The organism is Tsukamurella ocularis (assembly GCF_965138335.1).
GTDB classification, from domain to species: Bacteria; Actinomycetota; Actinomycetes; order Mycobacteriales; family Mycobacteriaceae; genus Tsukamurella; species Tsukamurella ocularis_A.
On record NZ_CBCSDV010000001.1, the window covers coordinates 133153 to 159466 of the forward strand.

At 71.1% G+C, this 26314-nt stretch carries 26 protein-coding genes and 1 pseudogene; 15 read left to right on the forward strand and 12 right to left on the reverse strand.

Features of this window, described 5'->3' with window-relative positions; translation table 11 throughout:
- Window positions 1-140 precede the first annotated feature (140 nt).
- A complete protein-coding gene (aroQ, locus tag ACNAYW_RS00660) occupies window positions 141-584 on the forward strand; it encodes a type II 3-dehydroquinate dehydratase (protein ID WP_415848201.1) in 444 nt (147 codons plus the stop codon).
- Between the two features lie 68 nt (window positions 585-652).
- Here the strand turns inward: aroQ and ACNAYW_RS00665 are convergent, their stop codons facing one another.
- Window positions 653-1234 carry a TetR/AcrR family transcriptional regulator C-terminal domain-containing protein gene (locus ACNAYW_RS00665; protein ID WP_415847837.1) on the reverse strand — a complete coding sequence of 194 codons (582 nt, stop codon included), beginning with the start codon at window positions 1232-1234 and terminating at the stop codon, window positions 653-655.
- 40 nt (window positions 1235-1274) lie between these two features.
- Between ACNAYW_RS00665 and ACNAYW_RS00670 the strand changes: the two genes are divergently transcribed.
- Genes ACNAYW_RS00670 through ACNAYW_RS00680 form a run of 3 tightly spaced genes read left to right on the forward strand, consistent with a single transcriptional unit; the run spans window position 1275 to window position 3096 of the window.
- Window positions 1275-1841: a biotin transporter BioY gene (locus ACNAYW_RS00670; protein WP_415847838.1), complete on the forward strand. Its 567-nt coding sequence runs from the start codon at window positions 1275-1277 to the stop codon at window positions 1839-1841.
- Window positions 1838-2521: an energy-coupling factor ABC transporter ATP-binding protein gene (locus ACNAYW_RS00675; protein ID WP_415847839.1), complete on the forward strand. Its 684-nt coding sequence runs from the start codon at window positions 1838-1840 to the stop codon at window positions 2519-2521. The genes ACNAYW_RS00670 and ACNAYW_RS00675 overlap by 4 nt, the downstream gene beginning before the upstream one ends.
- A complete protein-coding gene (locus tag ACNAYW_RS00680) occupies window positions 2521-3096 on the forward strand; it encodes a CbiQ family ECF transporter T component (RefSeq protein WP_415847840.1) in 576 nt (191 codons plus the stop codon). Before ACNAYW_RS00675 ends, ACNAYW_RS00680 begins: the two co-directional genes overlap by 1 nt.
- 36 nt (window positions 3097-3132) lie before the next feature.
- Here the strand turns inward: ACNAYW_RS00680 and ACNAYW_RS00685 are convergent, their stop codons facing one another.
- From ACNAYW_RS00685 to ACNAYW_RS00715, 8 genes and pseudogenes are all read right to left on the reverse strand, one after another.
- Complete coding sequence (locus ACNAYW_RS00685; protein WP_415847841.1) at window positions 3133-4797, reverse strand: TIGR03767 family metallophosphoesterase; 1665 nt, start codon at window positions 4795-4797, stop codon at window positions 3133-3135.
- A gap of 111 nt (window positions 4798-4908) precedes the next feature.
- The gene (locus tag ACNAYW_RS00690; RefSeq protein WP_415848202.1) at window positions 4909-5931 is read right to left on the reverse strand and encodes an ABC transporter substrate-binding protein; all 1023 of its coding nucleotides are present in this window, start codon (window positions 5929-5931) and stop codon (window positions 4909-4911) included.
- A 95-nt stretch (window positions 5932-6026) separates the two neighbouring features.
- Window positions 6027-6854 carry an SDR family NAD(P)-dependent oxidoreductase gene (locus tag ACNAYW_RS00695; protein WP_415847842.1) on the reverse strand — a complete coding sequence of 276 codons (828 nt, stop codon included), beginning with the start codon at window positions 6852-6854 and terminating at the stop codon, window positions 6027-6029.
- Between the two features lie 2 nt (window positions 6855-6856).
- On the reverse strand, window positions 6857-8633 hold a 1777-nt coding region (locus tag ACNAYW_RS00700; protein ID WP_415847843.1), incomplete at its 5' end, for an arabinofuranosyltransferase.
- Between the two features lie 26 nt (window positions 8634-8659).
- Window positions 8660-8752: pseudogene (locus ACNAYW_RS24695) on the reverse strand (hypothetical protein); the annotation flags it as partial.
- Window positions 8753-8762: 10 nt separating this feature from the next.
- Window positions 8763-9524, reverse strand: coding sequence for a decaprenylphospho-beta-D-erythro-pentofuranosid-2-ulose 2-reductase (locus tag ACNAYW_RS00705; RefSeq protein ID WP_415847844.1), 762 nt, complete (start codon window positions 9522-9524; stop codon window positions 8763-8765).
- 28 nt (window positions 9525-9552) lie between these two features.
- Entirely contained in the window at window positions 9553-10974 is a 1422-nt protein-coding gene (locus ACNAYW_RS00710; RefSeq protein WP_415847845.1) for an FAD-binding oxidoreductase, read from the reverse strand.
- 68 nt (window positions 10975-11042) lie between these two features.
- Window positions 11043-11669, reverse strand: coding sequence for a TetR/AcrR family transcriptional regulator (locus tag ACNAYW_RS00715; protein ID WP_415847846.1), 627 nt, complete (start codon window positions 11667-11669; stop codon window positions 11043-11045).
- Between the two features lie 97 nt (window positions 11670-11766).
- On the opposite strand from ACNAYW_RS00715, the gene ACNAYW_RS00720 reads away from it, so the two are divergent.
- A complete protein-coding gene (locus ACNAYW_RS00720) occupies window positions 11767-12927 on the forward strand; it encodes an acyl-CoA dehydrogenase family protein (RefSeq protein WP_415847847.1) in 1161 nt (386 codons plus the stop codon).
- Window positions 12928-12935: 8 nt separating this feature from the next.
- On the opposite strand, the gene ACNAYW_RS00725 is transcribed toward ACNAYW_RS00720, so the two are convergent.
- A complete protein-coding gene (locus ACNAYW_RS00725; protein WP_415847848.1) occupies window positions 12936-13151 on the reverse strand; it encodes a sigma factor-like helix-turn-helix DNA-binding protein in 216 nt (71 codons plus the stop codon).
- 124 nt (window positions 13152-13275) lie between these two features.
- On the opposite strand from ACNAYW_RS00725, the gene doeB2 reads away from it, so the two are divergent.
- Genes doeB2 through ACNAYW_RS00745 form a run of 4 tightly spaced genes read left to right on the forward strand, consistent with a single transcriptional unit; the run spans window position 13276 to window position 18300 of the window.
- Complete coding sequence (doeB2, locus tag ACNAYW_RS00730) at window positions 13276-14424, forward strand: N(2)-acetyl-L-2,4-diaminobutanoate deacetylase DoeB2 (protein WP_415847849.1); 1149 nt, start codon at window positions 13276-13278, stop codon at window positions 14422-14424.
- Between the two features lie 35 nt (window positions 14425-14459).
- On the forward strand, window positions 14460-15713 hold the full coding sequence (locus ACNAYW_RS00735) for an aspartate aminotransferase family protein (protein WP_415847850.1): 1254 nt from the start codon (window positions 14460-14462) through the stop codon (window positions 15711-15713).
- A complete protein-coding gene (gene doeA / locus ACNAYW_RS00740; RefSeq protein ID WP_415847851.1) occupies window positions 15710-16924 on the forward strand; it encodes an ectoine hydrolase in 1215 nt (404 codons plus the stop codon). Before ACNAYW_RS00735 ends, doeA begins: the two co-directional genes overlap by 4 nt.
- Window positions 16921-18300: an NAD-dependent succinate-semialdehyde dehydrogenase gene (locus ACNAYW_RS00745; RefSeq protein WP_415847852.1), complete on the forward strand. Its 1380-nt coding sequence runs from the start codon at window positions 16921-16923 to the stop codon at window positions 18298-18300. The genes doeA and ACNAYW_RS00745 overlap by 4 nt, the downstream gene beginning before the upstream one ends.
- On the opposite strand, the gene glmS is transcribed toward ACNAYW_RS00745, so the two are convergent.
- Together glmS and ACNAYW_RS00755 are read right to left on the reverse strand one after the other, a co-directional pair.
- Entirely contained in the window at window positions 18301-20136 is a 1836-nt protein-coding gene (gene glmS / locus ACNAYW_RS00750) for a glutamine--fructose-6-phosphate transaminase (isomerizing) (protein ID WP_224645624.1), read from the reverse strand. It abuts the gene before it with no gap.
- 14 nt (window positions 20137-20150) lie between these two features.
- A complete protein-coding gene (locus ACNAYW_RS00755; RefSeq protein WP_224645625.1) occupies window positions 20151-20411 on the reverse strand; it encodes a hypothetical protein in 261 nt (86 codons plus the stop codon).
- Between the two features lie 150 nt (window positions 20412-20561).
- Between ACNAYW_RS00755 and ACNAYW_RS00760 the strand changes: the two genes are divergently transcribed.
- The 6 genes from ACNAYW_RS00760 to ACNAYW_RS00785 all read left to right on the forward strand — a co-directional run bounded on the left by ACNAYW_RS00760 (window position 20562) and on the right by ACNAYW_RS00785 (window position 26247).
- Entirely contained in the window at window positions 20562-20780 is a 219-nt protein-coding gene (locus tag ACNAYW_RS00760) for a helix-turn-helix transcriptional regulator (RefSeq protein WP_415847853.1), read from the forward strand.
- Entirely contained in the window at window positions 20770-21261 is a 492-nt protein-coding gene (locus tag ACNAYW_RS00765; protein ID WP_415847854.1) for a hypothetical protein, read from the forward strand. Before ACNAYW_RS00760 ends, ACNAYW_RS00765 begins: the two co-directional genes overlap by 11 nt.
- Window positions 21262-21291: 30 nt before the next feature.
- Window positions 21292-21729, forward strand: a complete 438-nt coding sequence (locus ACNAYW_RS00770; RefSeq protein ID WP_415847855.1) for a GtrA family protein — start codon at window positions 21292-21294, stop codon at window positions 21727-21729.
- A complete protein-coding gene (locus ACNAYW_RS00775) occupies window positions 21726-23390 on the forward strand; it encodes a glycosyltransferase family 39 protein (RefSeq protein ID WP_415847856.1) in 1665 nt (554 codons plus the stop codon). The genes ACNAYW_RS00770 and ACNAYW_RS00775 overlap by 4 nt, the downstream gene beginning before the upstream one ends.
- Window positions 23391-23534: 144 nt before the next feature.
- Complete coding sequence (locus ACNAYW_RS00780; protein WP_415847857.1) at window positions 23535-25043, forward strand: FAD/NAD(P)-binding protein; 1509 nt, start codon at window positions 23535-23537, stop codon at window positions 25041-25043.
- A complete protein-coding gene (locus ACNAYW_RS00785) occupies window positions 25036-26247 on the forward strand; it encodes an MFS transporter (RefSeq protein ID WP_415847858.1) in 1212 nt (403 codons plus the stop codon). The genes ACNAYW_RS00780 and ACNAYW_RS00785 overlap by 8 nt, the downstream gene beginning before the upstream one ends.
- The last annotated feature ends 67 nt before the right edge of the window (window positions 26248-26314 follow it).

The window sequence follows — 26314 nt, forward strand, 5'->3', positions numbered from 1 at the left end:
AACTTGGCCGCGAACGTAGTCATGAGGCCCTCCCTTCCAGATTGCGAATACTGGGAGATTACATGATCCGCGAGTCAGATGCGCACGGCGTGGGACAAGTATCCCAATTCCGCGGATCTCCGGACGGCTATTGTGACCGTATGGGAGCCCGCATTCTGGTGCTGAACGGACCGAATCTGAACATGCTGGGCGTGCGGCAACCGCAGGTCTACGGGGAGAATTCGTACGCCGACGTCGTCGACGTCTGCCGGCGCGCGGCCGCCGCCCGGGGCGCCGAGGTGGAGGTCCGCCAGACCAATGACGAGGCCGAGTTGCTGGGCTGGATCCACGATGTCGCACGCGCGCGGAATTTCTCCGCGATCGTCATCAATCCGGCAGCGTGGACCCATACTTCAGTGGCGGTAGCGGACGCCCTGGTGATTCCTGAGGTGCCCGTCGTCGAGGTTCACATCTCCAACGTGCACGCGCGCGAGCCGTTCCGGCACCACTCCTACGTCTCGCCCGTCGCCTCCGGCGTGATCGCCGGATTCGGAATCGCCGGGTACGGCTACGCCGTGGATCGGGCCGTCGAGCTGTCGGAGTAGCCGCCGCGCGCGAAGTGCGGTGGTGCCGTCGTCCCCCGCGCGGCGTCGATTCCCCCGCCGGACGCCGGCTACGCGGACGCGGCCGTGCGCGCCCGCAGCCCGTCGACGATGAGGTCGACGCCGCCGGCGAAGGCCCGGTCGGTCGCGGTCTGGTCGAGGTCGCCGGCGGCGGCGCCGGCGCGGGCCATCGCCTCGCGGGTCTGCTCCTCGAAGGTGAAGCCGACCACGAAGTGCGTCAGCGTGAGCGCGACGGCGTTCGCGTCGGCGGGCCCGGCGCCGGCGGCGGCCGCGATCTCGGCGATCTGCGATTGCAGGTTGCTGGTGCCGAGCTGCGAGGCGAGCGACGCGGAGACCACCTCCGCGCCGTCGCGGTGCTTGCGGAGCACCGCGCGGAGGGCGTGCGCGTAGCCCGTGAGCTGCCGGTCCCAGCGCATGCGCGACTTCGAGGCCGCCGCGGCGAGCGAGGGGTCGGCGAGGATGGTGTCGGCGATCGCGGCGAGCAGCGACTGCTTGTTGGGGATGTGCCAGTACAGGGCCCCCGGCGCGACGCCCAGATCGGCGGCGACGCGGCGCATCGTCAGGTCCGGGAGGCCCGACCGGTCGAGTACCCCGATCGCAGAGGTCAGCACGTCGGAGCGGTTGATGGCCACGGACTTGACTCTAGCCGAGCGCCCCGTTACTTCTTGAACCGTGTTCAACGCTGCCACGTATCGCGCCACACCGCGCGATCTCGCCCTCGTCGCCGTCTTCACCGCCCTCACGGCGGTGCTGGCGATGCCCACCATCACGATCAGCGGTATCGCGCCCATCACCCTGCAGACCCTGGGGTTCATGCTCGCGGCGTCGCTGCTCGGTTTCCCGTGGGGCGGGGCGTCGGTGGCGCTGTACGTGCTGCTCATCGTCGTGGGACTGCCGATCGGCGCGGGCGGTCGCGGGGGCCTCGCGGTGCTCACCGGCCCGACGGGCGGCTTCCTCCTCGGCGGCATCGTCGGCGCGCTGGTCACCGGCTGGCTCGTCGACAAGTGGGGTCGCACCAACCCGTTCACGGTGGGCCTGGCCAACATCATCGGGCTCGTGCTCATCGTCTACGCCATCGGCCTGCCGTGGCTGGGCTGGCGCACCGGCTCGGGTCTGTTCGCCAAGCTCACGCTGGGTTTCCAGTTCGTCCCGGGCGACCTGATCAAGGTGGTCATCACGTCGCTCGTGGTGGTGACGGTGGCGCGGGCGTACCCGGCCATCGCGAAGAAGCGAGCATGATCCGGCTCGACGACGTCCATCACGCCTACGACGAGCGCCCCGTCCTGCGCGGCATCACGGCGGAACTGACGGAGCGGCGGATCGGGATCATCGGCGCCAACGGGTCGGGTAAGTCGACGCTCGCGCGCACCTTCAACGGTCTCGTCGTGCCCGACTCCGGCAGCGTCGAGACCCTGGGCCTCGACGTGCGGAAGAAGGTGTCCGAGGTGCGCCGCCGGGTGGGCTTCATGTTCGCCGACGCCTCCGCGCAGATCGTCATGCCGACGCCGGCCGAGGACGTCGCGCTGTCGCTCCGCCCGCCGGGCCGGGGCCGTCGGGCGCCCGTCGACACGGAGCGGGTGGCCGCGGTGCTCGCGGAGTTCGGCCTGGCAGAGCACGCCGACGCCCCCGCGCAGCTGCTGAGCTCGGGGCAGAAGCAGATGCTCGCCTTCGCCTCGGTGCTGGTCACGGACCCGGAGATCCTGGTCTGCGACGAGCCCACGACGCTGCTCGACCTGCGCAACGTGCTCAAGGTGCGGGACCGGCTCGCCGCGCTCGAGCAGCAGGTCATCCTGCTCACCCACCACCTCGACATGCTCGACGACTTCGACCGGGTGCTGGTCATGGACGACGGTGCCCTCGTCCACGACGGCCCGCCGGCCGAGTCGATCGCGTTCTACCGCGAGCTGGCGGCCCGCTGATGCTGGGCCGCTACGTCCCGCGGGAGTCGCCGCTGCACCGTGCCCCCGCCGCGGCGAAGCTGCTGGCGATGCTGGCGCTGGTCACGTTCCTCGCGATCGTTCCCCGCCCGGTGCCGCTCGCGATCGCGGCGGTCGCCGTGGCCGCGCTCTTCCCGGTGGCGCGGTTGCGCCCGGTGCACCTGTGGCGGGCGTTGCGCCCGGCGCTGCTCTTCTCGGTGGTCCTCACCGCGTTCTACCTGCTCAGCCAGGGGCTGTCCGACGGTGCGCGCGCGGCCGTCGGGCCCGTCGGGCAGCTCGTCGTGGGCGTCCTCGCCGGCAACCTCCTGGTCTTCACCACCCGTGCGACCGACCTCGCGGCGCTCGCGGGGCGGGTCCTCGGCTGGCGCGTGGAGCTGCTCGTCGCGCTGACGATCCGCTCCATCCCGACGGTGATCGCCGTCGTCCGGCAGACCCGCGAGGCGGCGTGGGCGCGGGGGCAGCGCGCGTCCCTGATCCGCGTCCTCCCGACGGTGCTGGTCCGCCTGATCCGCGACGCGGACCTGCTCGGCGAGGCCCTCGCCGCCCGCGGCCTCTAGCCCGTCCCGCCGTCCCCGTCGTCCGGCGCACCCGCGTCAGCGCAGCGGGTGGGTGAGGAGCAGCTCGCAGTTGCGGTCGGCGGCGGCGCCGAGGAGCTCGTCGTCGCGGTGGATGTCGTTGTAGGCCAGCTCGCGGTACAGGCTGGCGAGGCCCGTCGCGCTGAGGTCCGACGGGTTCGCCGTCGCGGGACTCGCGGCCTCGATGAGCGGCGTGAACAGGCTCAGCGTGCCGTCGCGGTTGTCGGCGACCTCGATGATGCGGGCCAGCTGCGGGAAGTCGACGTGGCTGGCGGTGTTGATCTCCCAGAAGCTCTGCTTCGGGGTGGGGCCGGCGTGGGGGATCATCTCGTTCTTGTGGGTGTGTCCGTTCACCCAGGCGATCACGTTCGGGTGGTCGGTGAGCGTCGTCACGACGACCCCGCCGTCGAACTGCTTCTCGCCGGGCTCCTCGGGGTCGGGGAGCTTGGCGGTCATCGACTTCGACGTGTGGTGGCTGAAGACGATCACCAGCTGGTCCGGATGGGCCTTCAGCTGCGCGACGAGCCAGGCGAGCTGCTTCTCGCCGATGGTGCCCTCGGCGATGCCCAGGTTGTTGGTGGTGTCGAGGGCGATGCCGAGTACACCCGGGGCGATCTGGAAGGTGTACCAGGTGGGGCCGTCCGGGCTGGAGAAGCCGTGCCCGACGGGGCCGGGTCCCGTCACCGCCGGGTCGAAGTGGCGGCGCACGAAGTCGCGCGGGCTGAACGGGGCCCGCTTCGGGTCGACGGTGACCGGGATGACCGGCCCGGAGAGCTTGAGCTTGGTGAGCATCGGACCGACCTGCGACGGGTCCGTCGTGAGCGCGCGGGCGATGGCGAGCGCCGCGGGATCGGTGTGCGGGATGTCGAGCTTCACGGGCGAGAGGTAGAGCCAGTCGGCGATGCCGTTGGGCAGGGTGCCCAGCAGGCTGTCGTCGTGGTTGCCCACCACGGCGTACCAGGGCATCCGCAGGCCGGGGCTGGTGTGGGCGCCGATCGCGGCCCGGAGGAAGCCGGGGATCTGCTGGAAGCCCTTGTCCTTGTACATGTCCCAGTACGGGGACTCGGGCTGCCAGTAGAGGGCGGCGCCGTGTGCCTGCAGGCCCTCGAAGCGGTCGGGGGCGCCGGTGTTGGGCACCACGGTGCCGCCCGAGAGCACCGTCTGGAACCAGCCCAGCTCCGCGAACTCCCGGTTGTCGGTGTTGTCGCCGGTGGTGATGACGCAGTCGAAGGCGCGGCCGGTGAACGGGCCGGCCGCGATCGCGTTGATCCGCTCGACGAGGGAGACCGCGCCCTGCGTGGTCAGCGTCTCCTGGGGGCGGAAGGCCGGCGCCTGGAACGGGTGGACGAACTCGAACCGGGCGGGGCTCTGCGCGTCGACGATGTGCATGTCGGTGAGCTGCACGAACGAGGCGAGCGGTGCGCGGACGGCCTCGCGGGTGCCACCCGCGGTCGCGAGCTCCTGCCGCACGTACAGCGGCCAGCCGGCACCGTCGACCAGCGGGCGGTAGCCGCCGGCGCGGGCCTGTCCCGGCACGCTGACCCGCTCAAGGGTGGTGCCGGCGATGGTCCCGGAGACCGTGGCCCCGGGCAGCGCGTGGGCGATGCGGCCGGTGGCGGCCGCGCTGGCGGTGGCGAGCGCGGCGACGGCGCCCGCGCGCAGGAATCCCCGGCGTGTGGTCATGAGTAGAGACCCTAACCACAAGTCCCATGAGACACATGAACAACACGCGTAACATCGTTAACAGAAGGGTGACGCCCGGGTGGAGGCCACCCGGGCGCCCGTGGAGCGCGGCTATCGCGCCAGGTACTCGCCCAACTGCTTGACGATGAGGTTCGCGCCCGTGGGGCCGAGGCCCAGGTACCAGACGTCGTCGTCCACGCGGAAGGCCTTGCCCTTCTGCACGCCGCTGAGCTGCGACCATGCGGGGTTCGCCAGCGCCGCGGTCTCGCCCGTGTTCTCGGGCTTGCCGTAGCTGGAGTAGAAGATGTAGTCGCCGTCCGCCTGCGAGAGGTTCTCCAGCGAGATCTCGGTGGCCAGTTCGTCCACGCCCTGGTTGCCGGCGCGCGGGAGGCCCGCGTCCTGCAGGATCACGCCGATCAGCGACTTGTTGCCGTAGAGGCGCAGCCGGTTCGGCATGAACCGGACGAGCGAGATGGCCGGCTTCTGGCCCGTGAACTTCGCGCTGAGCGCCTTCGCGTTGTCCGCGTAGGAGTTCAGGGCGTCCTTCGCCTTCGTCTCCTCGCCGACGGCGGCGCCGATCAGGCGGAAGTTCTCCTTCCACGGGAAGCCGGGGCGGATGGAGAAGACGGTGGGCGCGATCGCGGAGAGCTGGTCGTACTGCTTGTCCACGCGCAGCTGGCTGCCGAGGATGAGGTCGGGCTTGAGCGCGGCGATCTTCTCGAGGTCCAGGCTCGTGTTCTTGCCGACGGTCTCGACGCCCTGCACCTTGTCGGCGAGGTACGTCGGGATCGGGCTGGCGCCGTCGGTGACCACCAGGCCGACGGGCTTGATGCCCAGCGTGAGCACGGAGTCCAGCTCGCCGCTGTCGAGCACGACGACGCGCTCGGGCTTCTTCGGGATCTCGGTCGCGCCGCGCGCGTGCTTGATCGTGCGCGGGAAGACGCCGGGCGCCGCGTCGGTGCCGAGCTTGGCCGTCTCGGCGTCGGCGGTGCCGAACCGCTCGCCGCCGGTGGCGACCTGGGTATTGCCCGGGGTCTTGGCGCCGTCGGTCGAGTCGGAGCAGGCGCTGAGGCCGACGGTGGCGGCCAGCAGGACGACCGCGGGCGCGAGCCGGCGGGCGAAGGATCGTTTCATCACGCGCCGAAGCGTACCGCGCACGTTAGGTGAGGCAAATCAAAGTTACGTCGGGTAAAGGGTGCGATCTCGACGCCCCGCCCCGGTGCGGCGGCTCAGGTCAGCGACGAGATCGTCCGGTCGGTGGTCCCCGGCGACAGCAGGTCCATCACCGGCAGCACCGCGCGCAGCGCCGCGGGCGAGACCTCGACGGGCTGGTGGGTGATCGCCCGGACGATCCACCGGCCGGCCTCGTCGGGCTCCAGCGCGGACGCGTCGGAGTACTCGGCCGTGGGCGCGATCATCTCGGTGCGGACCAGCGGGAAGTAGACGTTGGTCGCGTGCACGCCGGGGTGCGGGCGCTCGGCGTTCAGGCTGCGGCCGAAGATCGCGAGCGCGTTCTTCGACGCCGCGTACGCGGAGAACTTGGGAAAGGTGTTCGCGAGCAGGCCCCAGGTGCAGACGTTGACGATCTGCCCGCGCCCGCGCTCGATCATCCCCGGCAGGACGCCCAGCGAGAGCTGCACGGCCGAGAAGTAGTTGAGGTTCATCGTGCGCTGGTAGTCGTGGAAGCGCTCGGTGGAGTCGGCGATGGTCCGCCGGATGGAGTGGCCGGCGTTGTTGACCAGCACGTCGACCTCGCCCAGGCTCGTGATCAGCCCGTCGATGGCGTCGGTGTCGGTCAGGTCGCAGACCCGGTACTCGCCACCGGTGAGGGTGCACAGCTCCTCGAGCTCGTTCTCGCGCCGCGCCACGGCGATCACGTGCGCGCCGCGCTCTGCGAGCTGGAGCGCGGCCTCGCGGCCGATGCCCGCCGAGGCCCCGGTCACCACGATCCGCAGGCCGCGCAGCGTCCGCCCCTTGCCGGAGAGCGCGGCGTCGAGGGAGTCGGGCAGCAGGCTGCGGCGCTGCATCAGGTCGCGCACGGAACGGGACAGGGACATGGTCACTTCCTCACGATCACGACGAACGGGCCCGTCTCGGTGACGGCGAATCTCGGGTCCTCGAAGAGCTTCTCGGGGAAGACCACGGTGTACCGGCGCACGTTCGGGTCGTTGGGGTACACGTCCTCGGCGAGGCGCAGCGAGAGGCCGTCGGCGGACCGTCGGAAGACGAAGGCGTCCGGAGCGCGCCACGGCGCGTCGTCGAGGGCCGCGATCAGCTCGTCGGGCGTCTCCAGCTTCGCCCAGGATTCGATCGCAGCGGACCGAGCGGTGAAGTGCGCCAGGGGGTTCGCGTAGTTCGAGGTGAGGTTCTGGAAGCCCCAGTACGGGTAGATCGCGAGGAAGCCGTAGTCGGCGGTGAGCACGACGGTGTCGGTGCGCGGCTTGCCCGTGGCGGCGAGGATGGCGGCGTCCACGTCCTTGTACGACGATTCCGCACCCGCGGGCCGGCGGTCGCCGCGCTCGCCGTGGCCGTCGGTGTCGGAGTAGGCGACGGCGATCTCGCCGGCCAGCTGCGCGGGGATCGTCTGTGCCACACCGATCGCGGCGAGTACGCCGAGCACGACGCCGGCGTCGCGGTAGCGCGGATAGCCGTCGCCGAGCGCGCCGACCATGGTCACGGCGCCGAGCGCGCCGGCCGCGGCGAGCAGGATGTGCAGCACCGGTTCGGTGCGGAAGCCGAGCAGCGTGGTGCCCGCGGGCGAGGCGACCATCGACAGCAGCGCCCACAGGTACGAGCCCGCGATCGCGAGGCCGAGCGCCTGTGCGGGCAGGCAGGTGCGGGCCTTCACCAGGATCCACACGATGCCGATCATGCCGAGCGCGCCGAGCAGCGTGAAGTGCAGCATCGGTAGCGACAGCACGGAGCCCTGCTCGGGCAGGTAGTGCAGTGCCGACCCCTTGGAGTCCGTGCCGTCGCGGTAGGCCCGCCAGAGGTACGGGCCGTACGCGGGGAGGCCGATCGCGACGGCGACGACGCCCATCACCGCGACCCGGACGGGGTAGCGCCACTCGAGCCGATGTTCGCGGAACCAGGTGGCGCCCAGGGCGACCACGCCCATGAGCACGACCGCGAACGCCGCGACGCCGAGGTAGAGGGTGTAGAACCAGACCGCGACGCCGAGGTAGACGCCCACCAGCGCGAGCGCGCCGCGGTGGCCCCGGAGGATGGCGAACCAGGCGACGATGAGGACCGGCGGCATGAGGATCGCGACGGCGGCGCCGTAGGGCTCGGCGGAGCCGTAGAGCAGCATCGCCACGGTGGTGGCGAGCGTCGCGGCGAGGGCCCGGGCGGGGCTGACGACGACGAGCCACAGCGCCAGCGCGACCGCCGCCGCGACGGCGAGGGAGATGATCGACCAGGGCTGGAAGGCCTCCCATCCCTCGAGGCCGAAGATCTGCGCGAACCGCCCGCCCAACCAGAACCAGCCGGGGGAGTACAGCGGCGGCATGTCGATGTAGGTCATGTCCGCGAGGCGCGGCGAGGACGTGAACCGCGTGAGGAACTCGGTGCGGAACTGCTGGTCGACGGAGATGCCGCCCAGGTACAGCGTGGTGCCGCCGAGCGGCAGCGCCAGGGTGACGGTGACGAAGCCCGCCACCGTCGCGTAGGAGAGCAGCCGCCCGAGGCGTGCCGACCAGCCCCGGGCGCCCCGGGAGAGGAGGACGGCGCAGCCGGCGAGCACGGCGATCGCGATCACCTGGAAGACGGTCGCGAAGGCGCGGGTCACGTTGGAGCTGCTGTATGCGGGCCAGTCGACGGTGCTGATGGCGAACCACNCGACGACGCCGACCGCCNNCGCGNNGATCGCGGCGGCGGCGAGGTCGAGGGCCAGGTCCCGGGCCCGCGCCGGTGCTGGAGGGGCGACGGTGCCGGGGCCGGAGCGCGTATCAGTCACGCGGGCCAGACTAGATCGGGAGCTTCTTGAAGATCGGCTGGGGGATGTTCTTCAGGCCGAAGCTGACGAAGCCCCACGGCGCGGGTGCGTAGACCAACGACTTGCCCTTGATCGCGGCGTCGACGGCGAGCCTGCCGATGACGTCCTTGTCGATCGTCAGCGGCGCCTCCTTGACGTGCGCGGAGAACTTGGTGCGCACCATGCCCGGGCGGACCACGAGGACGGAGCCGCCGAAGGGTTCCAGCGCCTGGCCCAGGTTGAGGTAGAAGCCGTCGAATCCGGCCTTGGACGAGCCGTAGACGAAGTTGCTGCGGCGCGGGCGCAGGCCGGCGACCGAGCTCATCGCGATGATCTGGCCGTGGCCCTGTTCCTTGATCTTCTGGCCCAGCAGCACGCCGACGGACACGGCGCCGGTGTAGTTGACCTGCGCGAGGAGCACGGCCTTGCGCTGGTTCTGCCACAGCTCCTCGGCGTCGAAGTCGAGCGCGAAGGCGACGATGGCGACGTCGATGTCACCTCCGGAGAACGCGGCGTCGATGGTCTTCTGGTGACCGTCGAAATCGGTCGCGTCGAAGTCGATGACCTCGACCGACGTGGCGCCGGCGGCCTCGACCTGGGCGACGGCCTGCTCGCGCAGCGGATCGTTCGGCAGCGCGGCGAGCACGACGCGCATCGGGCCCTTGGCGAGGTACTCCTCGACGATCGACAGGCCGATCTCGGAGGTGCCGCCGAGCAGCAGCAGGGACTGGGGGACGCCTACGGCGTTCTTCATATGTCGTGGTTCCTTGCGGTCGTGAGGCTTAGGCGAGCTCGAGGCGGCGGCCCATGTCGGACATGAAGACGCCCGTCGGGTCGATCCGGCGACGGGTGGCGATCCACTCCTCGACCCGCGGGTACATGGCGTGGAACATCTCCGCGGTGGTGCGCGAGTCCTTCGCGGTGTAGAGGCGGCCGCCCATCGCGAAGACGCGGCGATCCAGCTCGGTCACGAACTCGTGCAGTCCCTTCTTGATGGGGAAGTCGACGCAGACGTTCCAGCCGCGCATCGGGAAGCTCAGCGGCGCGTCGTTGCCGTCGCCGAACAGCTTGATCACGTTGAGGAAGCTGACATGGCCCGAGGCCTGGATGTCGACGATGATCTGCTTGAACTCGTCCTCGTTCCCGGGCGGCACCACGAACTGGTACTGCAGGAAGCCCTTGGGGCCGTACGCGCGGTTCCAGTCGCCGAACAGGTCGAGCGGGTGGTAGAACTTCGTCAGGTTCTGGATCTTGCCCTGATAGGTGGCACCCGTGCGGTAGTACACCTCGCTGAGCAGGGAGAAATCGAACTTGTTCGCCAGTCCGTGCGGGAAGATGTCGGGCAGCGTCACGAGCGACGGTGCGTCGAACTTCAGCGGGTCCTTGGCCAAGTTGTCGGGCAGGTCCTCGAGCTTGGCGAGGTTTCCCTTGGAGAAGCTGCCGCGGCCCAGCTTCTTTTTGGAGATCGAGTCGAACCAGCCGGAGGCGTACTCGGCGCCTTCCTCCCAGCCGTTCAGGTGCAGCTCGATCGTCTCGTCGAGATTGGCGGTCGTGCAGCCGTCGGCCTTGAAGTAGGCGGTCTCGGTGCGCTGCATGTTCAGCTTGGCGCGCAGAACGATGCCGGTGAGGCCGATGCCACCGACGGTGGCCCAGAACAGCTCGCCCTTCGGGTCGTCCGGCGTGCCCTTCGGAGCCAGCGTCAGGACGCGGCCGTCGGCCACGAGCAGGGTGATCTCGGCGACCTGGTTGCCGAAGCTGCCGGTCGAGTGGTGGCTCTTGCCGTGGATGTCGTGCGCGATGGCGCCACCGATCGTCACCTGGCGCGTGCCGGGGAGGACGGGCACCCACAGGCCGTAGGGCAGGGCCGCCTTCATCAGGGTGTCGAGGTCGACACCGGCGTCGACATCGACGATGGCGTTCTCGGCGTCGATCGCGTGGATCGCGCTGAGCGGCGTCATGTCGATGGTGAGGCCGCCGGAGTTCTGCGCCGACTCGTTGTACGAGCGGCCCAGCCCGCGCGCGATCACGCCGCGTCGCAGGTAGGCGGGCTTGTCGGCCTCGGCGTCGGCCACAATGGCGACCGCCCGGGCGATCTGGTCCACGTCGGGGGTGGACAGCACGTGCCCCTCGATCGGGGTGGTGCGCGACCACCCCATCAGCTTGCGCGTCGAGATGGGCAGATAGGGAAGAGTTGTCTCGGACATCGCCCATCAGATTACCGCGCCCAACCTGAGTCGATGCTGAGGTTGAAGCCGCTGTGACCTCGTTCTGGTCACACCGGAGCGGCGTCCGGCCCGCCCGGCTCGGTGCTCACTGACAGCACCGGCTTGGTCTCCGACGGTGCGCCGGGCTCGCGCAGGTGCTCCCACATCGCGTCGACGAGGGGCTGCAGGAACAGCGTGCCCAGCTGCCGCACCATCAGGCCGATCACCTGGTCCGATTCGGGCCGATCAGTGGACGCGAGGTGCGCGGCGCGCAGCCGCACCACCTCGCTGCGGCCCAGTTCGGTGAGCCGGATCAGGAGCTGCGAGCCCGTCGGGTCGAGGAAGGAACGGCGCAGGTAGTCGACGACGGCGGGGTGCCGGGCGAGCATCGCGCGCACCGAGGCGTCGCGAGCCGCGGCGACGTCGGCGGGCGGCCCCTCGTCGGGCACGCGGGCGATGGCGCGGGCGTGGTACTCGACGATCTGTTCCTCGACGGCGCTGCGGAGGCCGTCCTTCGTCGTGAAGTGGTGCTGCACCAGGCCGACGGTGACTCCGGCCCGCGCGGCGACGGCGCGCAGCGAGACGGCGCTCGCGCCGTGCGCGGCGAAGAGCTCGAGCGCGGCGTTGCGGATCCTGGCCTTCGCGGTCAGGTCGTCGTTCGTCGCGGGAAGGCCGGTCTCGGGGGTCCCATCCACCTGCGTGATCCTAGCGGCGGAGCCTTGCGCTGTACATGTGCATCGTGGACTATACGAATGTATTGCCCGCTCGATCGCGCGAGAGAAGAGACCGCCCATGACCGCACTGTTCCCCGATTACCGACCCGCCTGGGAGACCCCCGAGCACACGGAGCTCCGCAAGCACGCCGCCGAGTTCTTCCGCCGCGAGGCCACCCCGAACCAGGAGCGGTGGGCCGAGCAGCACCAGGTGGACCGCGAGTTCTGGAACAAGGCGGGCGCCGCGGGACTGCTGTGCACGGAGCTCCCCGAGGCCCTCGGCGGCGCCGGCGGCGACTTCGGGCACGACACCGTCGTGCTGGAGGAGCTCGTCTTCTCCGGCGACGGTGCCTTCGGCTACGGCGTGCACTCCACCATCTGCGCGCACTACATCGACGACTGCGGCACCGAGGAGCAGAAGGCGCGGTGGCTGCCGGGGGCCGCGTCCGGTGAGGCCGTGCTGGCCATCGCGATGACGGAGCCCGGCACCGGGTCCGACCTGCAGGCCGTGCGCACCACCGCGGTCCGCGAGGGCGACGAGTACGTCATCAACGGCTCGAAGACCTTCATCTCCAACGGCAGCCACTGCGACCTGCTCATCATCGTGGCGAAGACCGATCCGTCCCAGGGCGCCAAGGGCATCTCCCTCATCGTCGCGGAGACGAAGGACCTCCCCGGCTTCGAGCGCGGGCGCGTGCTCCAGAAGATCGGGCAGCACGGCCAGGACACCCGCGAGCTCTCCTTCACCGACATGCGCGTCCCGGCGGAGAACCTGCTCGGCGGCGTCGAGGGCCAGGGCTTCTACCAGCTGATGCGCCAGCTCCCCCGCGAGCGGCTGAGCATCGCCGTCGGCGGTGTGGACGCGGCCGAGAAGGCGGTGCTGGAGGCCATCGCGTACACCAAGGAGCGCAAGGCCTTCGGCCGCCCGATCGCCGACTTCCAGAACACCAGGTTCGTGCTCGCCGAGGCGAAGACCGAGGTCTTCGCGGGCCGGACTCTGATCGACCACTGCATCGGGCGCGCCATCGACGGCACCCTCGACGCCGCGACCGCGTCGATGGCGAAGCTGTGGGCGACGGACATGCAGTGCCGGGTCGTGGACAGCGTGTTGCAGCTGTTCGGCGGCTACGGCTACATGATGGAGTACCCCATCGCGCAGCTGTACGCGGGCGCCCGGGTGCAGAAGATCTACGGCGGCACCAACGAGATCATGAAGGAGCTGATCGCCCGCAGCCTCTGAGCGGGTCCTTAACCGGCCTCCGCGCCGGAACGCGTAATGCCGCAGCGGATCCGCTCCAGCGCGTGGTGCTGCCGCAGCCGCACCGCCTGGGGCGTGATCCGCAGCGCGGCGGCCGTCTCGTCGACGGTCCGCCCCTGGACCACGCGCAGTTGCAGCACTGTGTAGAGCTCGGGCGGCAGCGCCGCGCGCAGCCGCGCGTCGGTCGTCCGTGTCCTTCGCCCCATGGGGATTCACGGTAGGGAGCTGTTCGCTCGTGCACATCCGCCGTTCGGGTGATGTCCGCGCGCCTTCCGGCGGATCGCGGTACGTTGAAAGGGACCGAAACGGACACCCATCCGAGGAGGTCCGATGAACGCTTCTTGGGTCGAGACCGTTGCCCGGGCCACTGAACTCCGACGCGAACTTCATCGCCGCCCCGAGCTCGCCTGGGCGGAGCACGCCACCGCCGCGGCCGTGCGCGCCGAACTCGACGCGATCGGCCTCGCGTGGCGGCCCTGCGCGGACACGGGCACCGTCGTCCGCCTCGCCCCGCACGCGCCCGGCCGGCACGTGGCGCTGCGCGCCGACCTCGACGCCATGCCGATCGAGGAGGCCACCGGCCTCCCGTACGCCTCCGCGACCGAGGGCGTCATGCACGCCTGCGGGCACGACGGCCACACCGCCGCCCTGCTCGCGGCCGCGCGCTGGCTCCGCGCCCACGAGGCCGACCTCCCGGGCCCGGTCACGCTGCTGTTCCAGCCCGCCGAGGAGGGCGGGCACGGTGCGCGCGGCATGATCGCCGACGGTGCGCTCGACGGTGTGGACGCCGTCTTCGGCTGGCACAACTGGCCCGGTCTGCCGTTCGGCCGAGCGCTCTGTCCGGATGGACCGGTGATGTCCGCGAACGGCACCTTCGAGGTCGAGCTGCTCGGCCGCGGCGGTCACGCGTCGCAGCCGGAGGCCACCCGCGACCCGGTGCTCGCCGCGGCCGCGGTGGTGGTCGCGCTGCAGCAGATCGTCGCGCGCCGCACGTCGCCGCAGCAGGCCGCCGTCGTGGCGGTGACCTCGCTGCGCGCCGAGAGCGCCGCCACCGTCACCCCGGAGTCGGCGCTGATCGCGGGAAGCGTGCGCGCCGCGGACGACGACGCCCGGACCCGGGTCTTCGCCCTCATCGACGAGATCGCCGGCGCCACCGCCGCCGCCCACGGGGTGCGCGCCGACGTCCGGACCACCGTGCGTTACGGCGCCACCGTCAACCATCCCGGCCCGGCGGCCGAGCTGCGCGAGCGCCTGTCGACGGTGCTCGGCCCGCGCTGGGCCGAGCCCTCCGCCGCGGCGCCCGTGCTCGCATCCGAGGACTTCAGCTACTACCTGCAACGGATTCCGGGGGCCTTCGCGCTCCTCGGCTCCGGCACCGCGGCGCCCCTGCACAGCGCCGATTACGACTTCGACGATGCCCTGCTCGATCCCGCCGCACGCCTGCTGGTGGGTCTCGCGGGGGCGCCGGAGCCGACCTGATCAGAAGAGAGTCGCACGCAACGAAAGGGATTCGCATGGATACTGCTGCCTTCGAGGACTGGGAATCGGAAGTCCGCGGGTACTGCCGGAACTTCCCCACCGTCTTCGCGTCCGCGTCCAACGCTCGGCAGGTGGACGAGGCCGGGAAGAGCTACATCGACTTCTTCGCGGGCGCCGGGGTCCTCAACTTCGGGCACAACAACCCGAACATGAAGCGCGCCATGATCGATTTCCTCGAGGCCGACGGCGTGGCCCACAGCCTCGACACCTACACCACCACCAAACGCGACTTCCTCACCCGCTTCCACGACGTGATCCTCGCGCCGCGCGGCATGGACCATCGCATGCAGTTCACCGGCCCGACCGGCACGAACGCGGTCGAGGCGGCGCTCAAGCTGGCCCGCCTCGCCACCGGTCGCCGAGAGGTCGTGGCCTTCAGTCACGGCTTCCACGGCATGACCCTCGGCGCGCTCGCCGCCACCGCCAATCATGCTTTCCGGCAGTGGGCCGGCGTGCCCCTGCGCGACGTGGTCCGGCTGCCCTTCGAGACGGCTCCCGGCGGCAAGACCGCGCTCTCGGACTACGCCGCCGCCCTGGCGGATCCGTCCAGCGGCCATACCGCGCCGGCGGCCTTCCTCGTGGAGGCGGTGCAGGCCGAGGGCGGCGTCAACGTCGCGAGCGCCGAGTGGCTGCACGCGGTGCAGGACCTCGCGCGGGAGACCGGGGCGCTGTTCATCGTCGACGACATCCAGGCCGGATGCGGACGCACCGGAAGCTATTTCAGCTTCGACGGCTACGGTCTCGACCCCGACGTCATCACCCTCGCCAAGGGTCTCGGTGGCTACGGCACCCCGATCGCCATGAACCTCAACAAGCCCGCCGTCGACGCGCACTGGTCGCCCGGCGCGCACACCGGCACGTTCCGTGGTCAGGGCCTGTCGATGGTGGCCGGCACCGTGGCCCTGGACTACTTCGCCGACGACGAGCTGATGACGGCCGTCGCCGCGAAGGGCGAGACCATGCGCGAGCGTCTCGCCACGCTGGCGGCCGCCCATCCCGATCGCGACTGGGAGGTGCGCGGCAAGGGCATGATGCAGGCCCTGGACACGGGCGACGGCGCCTTCGCCAAGGCCGTGCAGGCCGCCTGTTTCGATGCCGGGCTCCTCATCGGCCCCTGCGGCAGCGGCGGCCGCGTGCTGAAACTGATCCCCCCGCTGACCATTCCCGACGAGGACCTCGCCGCGGGCCTGGACATCCTGGAGCGGGCCGTGACGGAGGTGGCGCGATGAGGCGGCGCGACGACATGACCTTCCCGCCCGAGGAGTACGAGCGGCGGCTGGCGGAGCTGCGGGAGCGGATGGACAAGCGGGGACTCGACGCCGTGGTGATCACCGATCCCGAGAACCTGATGTACCTCACCGACTACCAGACCACCGGCTACTCCTTCTTCCAGGCGCTGGTGGTGCCGCTCGACGACGAGCCGGTGATGATCACCCGCGCGATGGAGGAGTCCAACGTGATCGCGCGGACGTGGGTGGAGCGCACGCGGCCCTATCCCGACACCGGTGACGCCATCCAGGAGCTGGTGCTCACCCTCAAGGAGGGCGGGCTCGGGACCAAACGCGTGGGCTACGAGCGCAACAGCTACTTCTTCCCGGCCTACCAGCAGGACCGCGTGCACACCTCCTTCCAGCAGGGCGTGCTGATGGACTGCTTCGGCATCGTCGAGGCGGGCCGGGCGACCAAGTCGGATGCGGAGATCGCCGTGATGCGCAAGGCCGCCCGCGCCGCGGAGGCGGGCATGGCCGCCGGGCTGGAGGCCGCGGTCCCCGGCAACACGGAGAACGACGTGGCGGCGGCGATCAGCTCGGCGATGTTCCGCGCCGGTGGCGAGTTCCCCTCCGTCATGCCCTACGTCGCCTCGGGACCGCGGTCGATGATCGGTCACGCGACGTGGGAGGGGCGCACGATCGAACCCGGCGAGCACGTCTTCCTCGAGGTCGGCGGCTGCTACCGCCGGTATCACGCAGCGCTCATGCGCACCGCGGTCAACGGCGAGCTCTCGCCCACGATGTACGAGGCGCAGGAGCGGATGAAACTGGCGCTCGCCGAGCTGAAGTCCCTGATGCGGCCGGGGATGACGGTCTCCGACGCGGACTCGTTGGTGCGTCGGATCATCTCCGACAACACCGTCGGCGCGCGCCTGGTCACCCGGTCGGGCTATTCGATCGGCATCGCCTTCCCGCCGTCGTGGGACGAGGGCTACATCCTGAGCCTCAACCCCGGTGACTTCACCGCGCTGGAGCCGGGCATGACCTTCCACGTGATCCCGTGGATGTGGGGCGTCGACGGCGACAAGACCGTCGGCATCTCGGACACCATCCGGATCACCGCGGACGGGTGCGAGTCCTTCTTCACCCTCGACGAGGACTTCACCGTGCACGACACGGAGAGCGCTGCGCCGCAGCAGGAGACGACCGATCTGGAGGTGTTGCCATGACCACGATGCTGACCGCGATCGACCCGTCGACCGGGCGACCGGTGCGGGAGGTGCCCGCCGCGGGCCCCGTCGAGATCGAGACGACGCTCGAGCACGCGGAGACGGCGTATCACGACTGGCGGCGGGCGGGCTTCGCCGAGCGCGCGCAGCTGCTGCGCGCGGTGGGCGCCGAACTGCGCCGCGGCGTCGAGGATTACGCCTACGTGATGACCGAGGAGATGGGCAAGCCCATCACCGAGGCGCGCGGCGAGGTCGTCAAGGCGGCGTGGGCCGCCGAACACTACGCCGACCACGGCGAGCAATACCTCGCGGCGGAGACCGTCGAGTCCGACGCCACCTCCAGCTACGTGCAGTACCTGCCGCTCGGCCCGGTGCTCGGCGTGCTGCCGTGGAACGCGCCCTTCTGGCTCGCCTTCCGGTTCTGCGCGCCCGCCCTCATGGCGGGCAACACCGCCGTCATGAAGCACGACCCGCACGTCCCCGGGTGCGCCGCCGCGATCGCCGGGGCGTTTCGCGCCGTGGGGGCGCCCGACGGGGTGTTCGCCTCCTTGCCGGTCGCGACGCCCGACGTGGCGGGGGTGATCCGCGACGGCCGGATCCGCGCCGTCTCCTTCACCGGCTCGGACCGCGCGGGGGCCGCGGTGGCGTCGGTCGCGGCCTCGGAGATCAAGCCCGCGGTGCTGGAGCTGGGCGGCTCGGACCCGTCGATCGTGTTGGCGGACGCCGACATCGAGGCCGCAGCGGAGGTGCTGGCCCTGTCCCGGATCATCAACGCCGGCCAGTCCTGCATCGCCGCGAAGCGGATCATCGTCGAGCGGTCGGTGCACGACGAGCTCGTCGAGGCGCTGCGCACCCGGCTGGGCGCGCTGCGGATGGGCGATCCCCGGGAGGACGACACGCAGGTCGGCCCGATCGCCCGCGCCGACCTGCGGGACAACCTGCATCGCCAGGTCACGGAGACCGTGACCGCCGGCGCCACCTGCCTGCTCGGCGGGACGGTGCCCGACGGACCGGGGTTCTTCTACCCGCCCACGCTGCTGACCGGGGTGCGGCCCGGCATGGCGGCGTGCGCCGAGGAGACCTTCGGCCCCGTCGCCGCGGTGATGACGGCCGTCGACGCCGACCACGCCGTCGATCTCGCGAACGCGACCCCGTACGGCCTCGCCGCGAGCGTGTGGACCGACGCCGCCCGCGGCGAGGCCATCGCGCGGGAGCTCGAGGCCGGGCAGGTGAGCGTCAACGGCATCGTCAAGACCGACCCGCGGCTGCCGAGCGGTGGCATCAAGCGGTCCGGCTACGGCCGCGAGCTGGGCCGGGCCGGCATCCACGAGTTCGTCAACGCCCAGCAGGTCTGGGTGGGGCCGAAGCGGGACTGACTACTCGACGGTGACCGACTTCGCCAGGTTGCGGGGGCGGTCGATGTTGAGGCCCAGGCTGAGCGCGGCGTAGTAGGCCAGCAGCTGCGTCGGGATCATCAGCAGGATCGGGTCCAGCTCGGGCTCGTTCTTCGGCACCGTGAGCGTCACCTTGGCCTCGGGCAGCTCGACGCCCGGGTTGGTGATCGCCACGATGTCGCCGCCGCGGGCCGCGATCTCGTGCAGCGCACCGATGTTGCGGTCGAGCAGCTCGTCGTCGGGCACGATGGCGACGGTCGGCATCTCCGGGCTGATCAGCGCGAGCGGGCCGTGCTTGAGCTCGGAGGCCTGGTAGGCCTCGGCGTGGCGGTAGCTGATCTCCTTGAACTTCTGCGCGCCCTCGCGCGCCGTCGGGTAGCCCCGCACGCGGCCGATGTAGAACAGGCTCGGCGCCTCGGCCAGCAGCTTGGCCGCGTCCTCGACGTCGCCGGGGGAGTCGATGATCTCGCCGATCTGGGCGGGCAGGGCCTTGAGGCCCTTGACGATCCGCGTCCCGTCGGTGATGGAGAGGTCGCGCACCCGGCCCAGGGCGAGCGCGAGCAGCGCGAACCCCACCGCCATGTGCGTGTTCGCCTTGGTGGAGGCGACGGAGACCTCGGGGCCCGCGTGCAGGTAGATGCCGCCGGAGACCTCGCGCGCGATGGTCGAGCCGACCACGTTCACCAGGCCGACGATGGTGCCGCCCTTGCGCTTGACCTCCTGCACGGCGAACGCGGTGTCGGCGGTCTCGCCCGACTGGCTCACCGCGACGTACAGCGTGTCGGGCTCCACGATCGGGTTGCGGTAACGGAACTCGCTGGCCGGCTCGGCGTCCGCGGGGATGCGGGCGAGCTCCTCGATGACGGAGGCGCCCAGCTGGCCCATGTAGTAGGCGCTGCCGCAGCCGAGGATCTTGACGCGCTTGAACCGGCGCATGGCCTGCGCGTCCAGGTTCAGCCCGTCGAGGCGGGCGGTGGCGAAGCGCTCGTCGAGCCGGCCGGAGAGCATGCGCTCGAGCGAGCTCGGCTGCTCCGCGATCTCCTTGAGCATGAAGTGGCTGTGGTTACCCAGCTCCAGGTCGTCCGGCGAGATGTCCACGGTGGTGGCGGACTTCGCGACGGCGCGATTGTCGTCGGCGCTGAACATGCGGAAACCCGAGGCGGTGACGGTGGCGCACTCGCCGTCGTCGAGGTGGACGACCTGGCTGGTGTGCCGCACGACGGCGGAGATGTCGGAGGCGACGAACATCTCCTTGTCGCCGACGCCGATGATGAGCGGGGAGCCGTTGCGGGCCACGACGATCCGATCAGGGTGCTCGGTGTCGATCACGGCCAGGGCGTAGGTGCCGCTGAGCCGGTGCAGGGTCTGGCGGACCGCGTCCTCGAGGGTCTCGGCGCCGCTGCGCGCGATGAGGTGCGCGACGGCCTCGGTGTCGGTGTCGGAGGTGAGCTCCACGCCGTCGGCCTCGAGCTCGAGCCGCAGGTCGCGCGCGTTGTCGATGATGCCGTTGTGCACCACGAAGATCCGCTCGTGGCCGTCGGCGTCGGGGGCGGAGGTGTGCGGGTGGGCGTTCGCCTCGGACGGGGCGCCGTGCGTGGCCCACCGGGTGTGGCCGATGCCGGTCTTCCCGGCGAGCCGCTTCGGCAGCGCGGCCTCCAGGTCGCGTACCCGGCCCACGCTGCGGACGCGCTTCGCGCCGGACGGGCCGAGCACGGCGATACCCGCGGAGTCGTATCCGCGGTACTCGAGCTGGGTGAGCCCGTCGACGAGGATGTCCACGGCCGTCTGGCCACCGATGTATCCGACGATTCCGCACATGCTGGGGCGTGCTCCTAGCTGTAGATGAGACGGCGCAGCTGCCGCTCGGTGAGGTCGGGGGCGGCGACGAGCCGGCTGCTCAACTCGTCGGCGAGGGTCGCGAAGATCTCCGCGTTCTTGGCGCCGCGACCCTGCAGATCGCGATGGCGGCGGCGGACGAACTCCTCGACCGGTTCCCGGTAATAGGCCGTCACGTCGTCGATGACACGCACGGCCTCGGTGGCGGAGAGCCCCGTGGTCCGCGCGATGTGATCCACGAGATCGCTGTCCGGCACGGCTTCGATCTTCCGGCCCCGACGGTGCCCTGTCAATTTTCTGCCCGCATTCGGGCAGGAATGAGACCGAATCGGACGTAGTGCGCGGCGGACGAACGTCGATGACAAGAATGCTTGACACAAAATGTCAAGGCTGCTTGACTCGAGTGCGTGGAGGGCGACGACAACCCGGTGCGGGCGCGGCGACGCGACCGGCGCATCACCCAGGCCGAACTGGCCGCCGCCGTCGGTGTGAGCCGGCAGACGGTGGTCTCGGTCGAGAAGGGCGATTACGCCCCGAGCGTGTACCTCGCGCTGAAGGTGGCGCGGGCCCTCGGTTCCACCGTCGAGGAGCTGTTTCCCCTGAAGGAGGACGATCATGTCGGCTGAGAGTCGCGTCGAGGACTTCATCCTCGCCCCGTCGGACCCCGCCTGGGGGGACGAGCGCAATCGCGAGGAGTACTACCGGGCGATGTCGGTGGGCTACTACTGGGCGGCGCCGGCCGCGCTCGTGGCCTCCCTGATCGCGGCGGCGGAGGGCGCCCGGATCACGTCGATGGCGGTGCTGCTCCTGCTGCTCGCGACGCAACTCGCCGCGTACCGGTACTGCAGCAGGCACGACGTGCCGCTGGCGTCCATCACCCGCGCCTTCCTCACTCCGGCGCGCAAGGCCGTGATGGCGGCGATCCTGATCCCCTACCTGGCGGTCTGGTGCGCCCTCCAACTCGACCGCGACCCGAGCACGCTCGCGGGCGCCGTGGTCGGCGGACTCGTGGGTGCCGGGATCGCCGTCGTCGCCGTCCTCCTCGCGGCGCGGGCGGAGCGTCGCCGAGAGGCCGAGGCCGCCTCCGGCGACGACGTATTCGAATGACGAGGGATCTCTGAAGTACGCTGTGACCTCGTGACAGCCTCTGAAGCCGCAGATCGGGAACACCTCGATCTCAAGACCCAGCTGATCCGGTTCGTGCTGACCGGCGCGTTCTCGGCGGTCGTCGACTTCGGCATCACGCTGATCCTGACCATGGGTTTCGGCACCAGCGACTTCACCGCGAAGACCGTCGGCTTCATCTGCGGCACCACCACGGCGTACCTGCTCAACCGCCGGTGGACGTTCAAGGCCGAGCCCAGCACGAAGCGCCTCATCGCGGTGTGGGCCCTGTACCTGACCATGTACGGCGTGCAGACGGGTCTCTACCTGGGGATCCTCGCGCTGTTCCCGGCTTCGGGGGACGGTGCCTCCGACTACGTCGTCCGCGCGATCGCCTTCGTGATCGCCCAGGGCACCGCGACCGTCGTCAACTTCATCGTCCAGCGCACGGTGATCTTCCGGCTGATGTGAGACGGCTCGTTCCCTGGGCGCTCGCGCTCGTCGGCATCCTGCTGTCGCTCTGGCACGGCGGGCGACCGTCCGTCTGGTTCGACGAGCTCGCCACCGGGTCCGCCATCGACCGATCGCCGGGCGAGTTGTGGCACCTGCTCACCACCATCGATGCCGTGCACGGCCTCTACTACTGGGGCGTGCGCACCTTCTCGCTCGTCTTCGGGCTCGACGAGGCGGCGTTGCGGGCGTTCTCCGCGCTGGGCGTCGGCGCGGCGGTCGCGGCCTGCTACTGCCTCGCCCGCCGATTCGGCGACGAGACCTTCGCGCTGGTCGCCGGGGTGATCGCGCTGGTGCTGCCGCGGATCACCTGGTCGGGCGTGGAGGCCCGTTCCTACTCGTGGGTGATCGCCTCCGCGGCGTTCGTCCTGATCGCGGCGCACCGGGCGGCATCGTCGACCCGCACGGCCGGCGCACCGAGGAGCGACCCGCGTCCCCGGGCCTGGTTCGCCTACGGCGCGGCGCTGCTGCTCGCGACGGTTCTCTTCCTCTACTCCGCGAGCCTGGTGCTCGCGGTCGCGGCGATCCTCGCCGCGGACGAACGCACCCGCACCCGCGCCGTGCTGCGACCCGCGGCGATCGCCTCGGCGGCGGCGATCGCGCTGGCGAGTCCCGTCGTGATCCTTGCGGCCACCCAGCGCGACCAGGTCTCCTGGCTGCGCTGGCCGGGCTGGCGGATCTTCCAGAACGTGCTGGTCGACCAGTGGTTCGACCACTCGACGGCGTTCGCCGTGGCGGCCTGGCTCCTGATCGCCGTCGCCGTGCTGCTGTGGTGGCGCCGCGGCGTCGACGGATCCGCGCGGGCGGGGGAGGATGGACCGGCGGATGCGGCACCGTCGGGCGCGTCCCCCGTGGACCTGACGTGCGTGCTCCGCTACGGCCTGGCCGGCGCCCTGGTGCCGCTCGCGGCGATCCTGCTGGTCTCGCCGGTGGTCCCGTCGTACGTGGGGCGGTACGTGAGCTTCACGGTGCCCGGCGTGGTGCTCGTGCTCGCCGCCGCGGTCACGACGGTGGCGCGGGCCCTGCCCCGCCCGCGCGTCGCCGGCGCGGCGCTGCTCGTGGTGCTGGCGGTGGCCGCGATCCCCGGGTACCTGTGGCAGCACAGCCCGCTCTCGAAGCCGGGCGGCAGCGATTTCAGCTACGCCGCGCGCTACATCCGCGACCACGCGCGCCCCGGCGACTGCGTCTTCTTCCACGTGCAGCCGAGCTGGGCCTGGCCCTCGCTGCGGATCGCGCACGACGGCCTCCCGGGGATGTTCGACGGCCTGCGCGACATGGGCAACGACGGTGACCGCCGCACGGAGGGCCGGCTCTGGGACAAGGAGAAGGGCGTCAACCAGTGGGCGTCGTGGGCGGCCGACGAGTGCACCGCCGCCTGGGTGCTCGCCGACGCCGACCGGTCCGAGGGCGACTTCCGGCAGGAGAACGGGAACCTGTGGTGGACCTTCCGCCCGTTCCGGTTCCTGGGCACCGACATGCAGGTCTCGCTCGACTACGGCGGGCTCGCGGTGGTGCACCAGGAGCAGTTCCACATCCTCCAGGTGGTGCACCTGGTGCAGCCGCCTCCCGCGGAGGGGCCGGACCCGCAGCCGCTGCCGATGACTCGGCACACCTGCTGGTGAGACCAGACGGACGATTCGTTAGGCGTATATACGACTTTGTCGGTCGTGTCCACCCTTGTCCGATGTGACATATCCGGGGTTGCTCCGCGGCGCGGACCTTCGCCACGATCATTACGCACAGGTAACGATCGAGGGGAGAGCGTCGTGGTGTCAGTCGGGATCGTCGGAGGGGGTGCCGCGGCCGTGAGCCTGCTGCGGCAGCTGCCCGTGAGCGACGATCTGTCCGTCTCCGTCTACGCCGACCGGGTCATCGGCCCGGGCCGCGCGTACGCCGAGGAGTCCGATTCCGCACTGCTCAATCGGCAGGCCTTCGCGATGTCCATCTCCGCGGAGGAGCCCGACGAGTTCGTCGACTGGTGCCGGGCGAACGAGCCGGAACTCCTCGCCGACGGCGGACACAGCTTCGTCCCGCGCTGGGCGTACGGGCGGTACCTCCGGCAGTGCACCCAGGCGCGGGCGGTGGACTTCGGCGACGCGCTGACCCGGATCACCGGCCGCGTCACCGACGCCGCGCGCGAGGGTGATCGCTGGCGGCTCGTGGTGCACCGCCCCGGCCTCGCGCCGGAGACCTACCGGCACGACGTCGTCGTGCTCGCGCTCGGATCGAGCCCGCCCGCCGATCCGTACCGCCTCGAGGGGACCGAGCACTACACGCAGGATCCGTACCCCGTCGACGAGTGGCTGCCGACGGTGCTCGCGGGCGAGTCCGCCGCCGTGATCGGCACCGGGCTCAGTGCCATCGACGTCGCGCTGGCCGTGCGCTCGCGCAACTGGGGCGGCCGCCTGCTCATGGCCTCGCGGCAGGGCATCCTGCCCGACGTGCGGAGCGACCTCGAGCCGCTCGACTTCGATCCCGATGTGGGCGCGCTCATCCGGCGCGTGCGCCAGCGGCACGGCGGCCTCGAATGGGAGGACGTCGTGAACATCGTCGACTACCTCGCCGTGGGCGAGGGCCTGCGCCGATCCGAGGTGCGCGCCGCTTTCCGTGCGATCGCCGAGCCGGCCGGGCCCCGGCTCGCGGGCTTCGCCGGCCGCCCCGTCTCGATCGCGCCCGAGGTGCAGCGGCTGGTGATCTGCGTGGCCCAGTACTACGCGAACGACCTGTGGTCCGCCATGACCCGCTCGGCGCGGTCCGCGATGGTCGCGACGGTGCACGCGCCCTTCCAGGCGCTCGCCAACCCCCTGCCCGCCCGGAGCGCGCAGGTGCTCGGGGACATGGTGGTCGACGGTGCGCTGACCGTGCGGCACGGCGTCCGCGACGTGGCCCCGTCGGCCTCGGGGCTGGTGGTGAGCAGTGCCGACGGCGACGAGGCGGTCCAGCACGTGGTCAACGCGACCCGGACGCCGGCGGGCGCGCCGTCGGGTGCGGCGGCGAGCCTGGTCTCCTCGCTGGTCTACGGCGGCACCGCCCGCCGCAATCCCTACGGAGGGTTGCGGGTGAACGTCGACGACAACGCGATCGTCGGCCGCGACGGCACATCGGTGCCGGGGCTGTACGCGCTCGGCGAGATCGCCTCGGGCGACCTCTACTACATCAGCAGCATCGCCAAGATCCGGCGTCGTGCCCGGGCGGTGGCGCGCTCCATCGCGGAGCGGGTGAATCCGGCTGTCCTGCAGGCGGAGCCGGTGCGCGCGGCGGTGACCGGTGGCTGAGGCGAGCGCGGTCGCCGAGCGGGGTGACACCGCGGTGGGCGCGCCCGGCCGGTGGACCACGATCATGCTCCTGGTCGCGGTCACGGCGCCGCAGCTGGGCCTGAGCCTGCTCAACCCGTCGACGCCGCAGATGGCGATCGACCTGCACACGTCGGTCTCGGCCGTCCAGCTCACCCTGTCCTGCTACATGGCGGGCTACGCGGTGTCGATGTTCGCCGCGGGCGTGCTCGCCGACCGTTTCGACGCCCGGGCTCTGCAGGCGCTGGGCCTCGTGCTGTTCGCGCTGGGCGGCGTGCTCGCCGCCGCCGCGCCGACGGTGGCCGTGCTCGGCGTCGCGCGGTTCGTGCAGGCCGTGGGCGGAACGTCGGCGACGGTGCTGTGCCGCTTGGTGATCCAGCGCCGGTACCCGACGGACGCCCGGATGCATCTGCTCACGTCGCTGTCGATCGTGATCGCCGCGACGCCCGCGCTCTCGCCCTTCTTCGGCTCGGCGCTCGTGCAGGTCGCGCCGTGGCGCGCGCTCTTCCTCGGCCTGGCCGCGGTCGGGCTCGTCCTCGCCCTCGCCTTCCTGCGCCTCGTGCCGACGGCCGCGCCCGCGACGCCGGTCGCGCCGACTCCCCGCGCCGTCGGGCGGGGCGTCGCGGAGGCGTTCGCGCGCAGGGGCTTCCATCGGCACGCCGTGGTGATCTCGCTCGCCTGGATGGGCTACTTCCTGTTCATCGAGCAGTCCGCGTTCATCCTGCAGGGTCTGCACGGCGCGACCGAGATCCAGTACGGCCTCCTGCTCATCGTGCCCGCGCTCGGCTACATCGCGGGCAGCGTGGTGATCCGGCGGGCGGCCGTCGCGCGGGCCGCGGTGCGGCTGTGCACGATCGGCTCTGCGCTCGGCGGCGCCGCCCTCGTCGCGCTGGCCGCGGCCGGGGTCCCGTCGGCCGCCGCCGTCGTCGTGCCGCTCGCGGTGGGCTTCCTCGGCGTGGGAGCGGCGATCCCGTTCGCGCAGGCCGGGTTGCTGGAACTGGACCTGAAGGCGCAGGGCGTCGGCGCCGGACTGTTCTTCTTCCTGCAGATGGGTGCCGGCGCCGTGTACTCCGTGGTGATCGAGGCGCTGCACCTGCGGTCGGGTGTGAGCACATCGGTGGCGATCGGCCTGCCCCTCCTCGCTCTCGCCGGCGTCGTCTGGGGGACCACCCGCGCGCGGGCGTGACGCGGAACACGGCCGCTCCGGAATCAATCGGACCGAGGTCCGGTTATGGTTCCCGTATCGCGGCGCA

What these genes read in the sequence shown, in the direction of transcription:
- aroQ (WP_415848201.1), top strand. Translation starts at nt 141, where the DNA reads ATGGGAGCCCGCATTCTGGTGCTGAACGGACCGAATCTGAACATGCTG.
- ACNAYW_RS00675 (WP_415847839.1), top strand. Translation starts at nt 1,838, where the DNA reads ATGATCCGGCTCGACGACGTCCATCACGCCTACGACGAGCGCCCCGTC.
- ACNAYW_RS00680 (WP_415847840.1), top strand. Translation starts at nt 2,521, where the DNA reads ATGCTGGGCCGCTACGTCCCGCGGGAGTCGCCGCTGCACCGTGCCCCC.
- ACNAYW_RS00685 (WP_415847841.1), bottom strand. Translation starts at nt 4,797, where the DNA reads ATGACCACACGCCGGGGATTCCTGCGCGCGGGCGCCGTCGCCGCGCTC.
- ACNAYW_RS00690 (WP_415848202.1), bottom strand. Translation starts at nt 5,931, where the DNA reads ATGAAACGATCCTTCGCCCGCCGGCTCGCGCCCGCGGTCGTCCTGCTG.
- ACNAYW_RS00695 (WP_415847842.1), bottom strand. Translation starts at nt 6,854, where the DNA reads ATGTCCCTGTCCCGTTCCGTGCGCGACCTGATGCAGCGCCGCAGCCTG.
- ACNAYW_RS00705 (WP_415847844.1), bottom strand. Translation starts at nt 9,524, where the DNA reads ATGAAGAACGCCGTAGGCGTCCCCCAGTCCCTGCTGCTGCTCGGCGGC.
- ACNAYW_RS00710 (WP_415847845.1), bottom strand. Translation starts at nt 10,974, where the DNA reads ATGTCCGAGACAACTCTTCCCTATCTGCCCATCTCGACGCGCAAGCTG.
- ACNAYW_RS00720 (WP_415847847.1), top strand. Translation starts at nt 11,767, where the DNA reads ATGACCGCACTGTTCCCCGATTACCGACCCGCCTGGGAGACCCCCGAG.
- ACNAYW_RS00725 (WP_415847848.1), bottom strand. Translation starts at nt 13,151, where the DNA reads ATGGGGCGAAGGACACGGACGACCGACGCGCGGCTGCGCGCGGCGCTG.
- doeB2 (WP_415847849.1), top strand. Translation starts at nt 13,276, where the DNA reads ATGAACGCTTCTTGGGTCGAGACCGTTGCCCGGGCCACTGAACTCCGA.
- ACNAYW_RS00735 (WP_415847850.1), top strand. Translation starts at nt 14,460, where the DNA reads ATGGATACTGCTGCCTTCGAGGACTGGGAATCGGAAGTCCGCGGGTAC.
- doeA (WP_415847851.1), top strand. Translation starts at nt 15,710, where the DNA reads ATGAGGCGGCGCGACGACATGACCTTCCCGCCCGAGGAGTACGAGCGG.
- ACNAYW_RS00745 (WP_415847852.1), top strand. Translation starts at nt 16,921, where the DNA reads ATGACCACGATGCTGACCGCGATCGACCCGTCGACCGGGCGACCGGTG.
- glmS (WP_224645624.1), bottom strand. Translation starts at nt 20,136, where the DNA reads ATGTGCGGAATCGTCGGATACATCGGTGGCCAGACGGCCGTGGACATC.
- ACNAYW_RS00765 (WP_415847854.1), top strand. Translation starts at nt 20,770, where the DNA reads ATGTCGGCTGAGAGTCGCGTCGAGGACTTCATCCTCGCCCCGTCGGAC.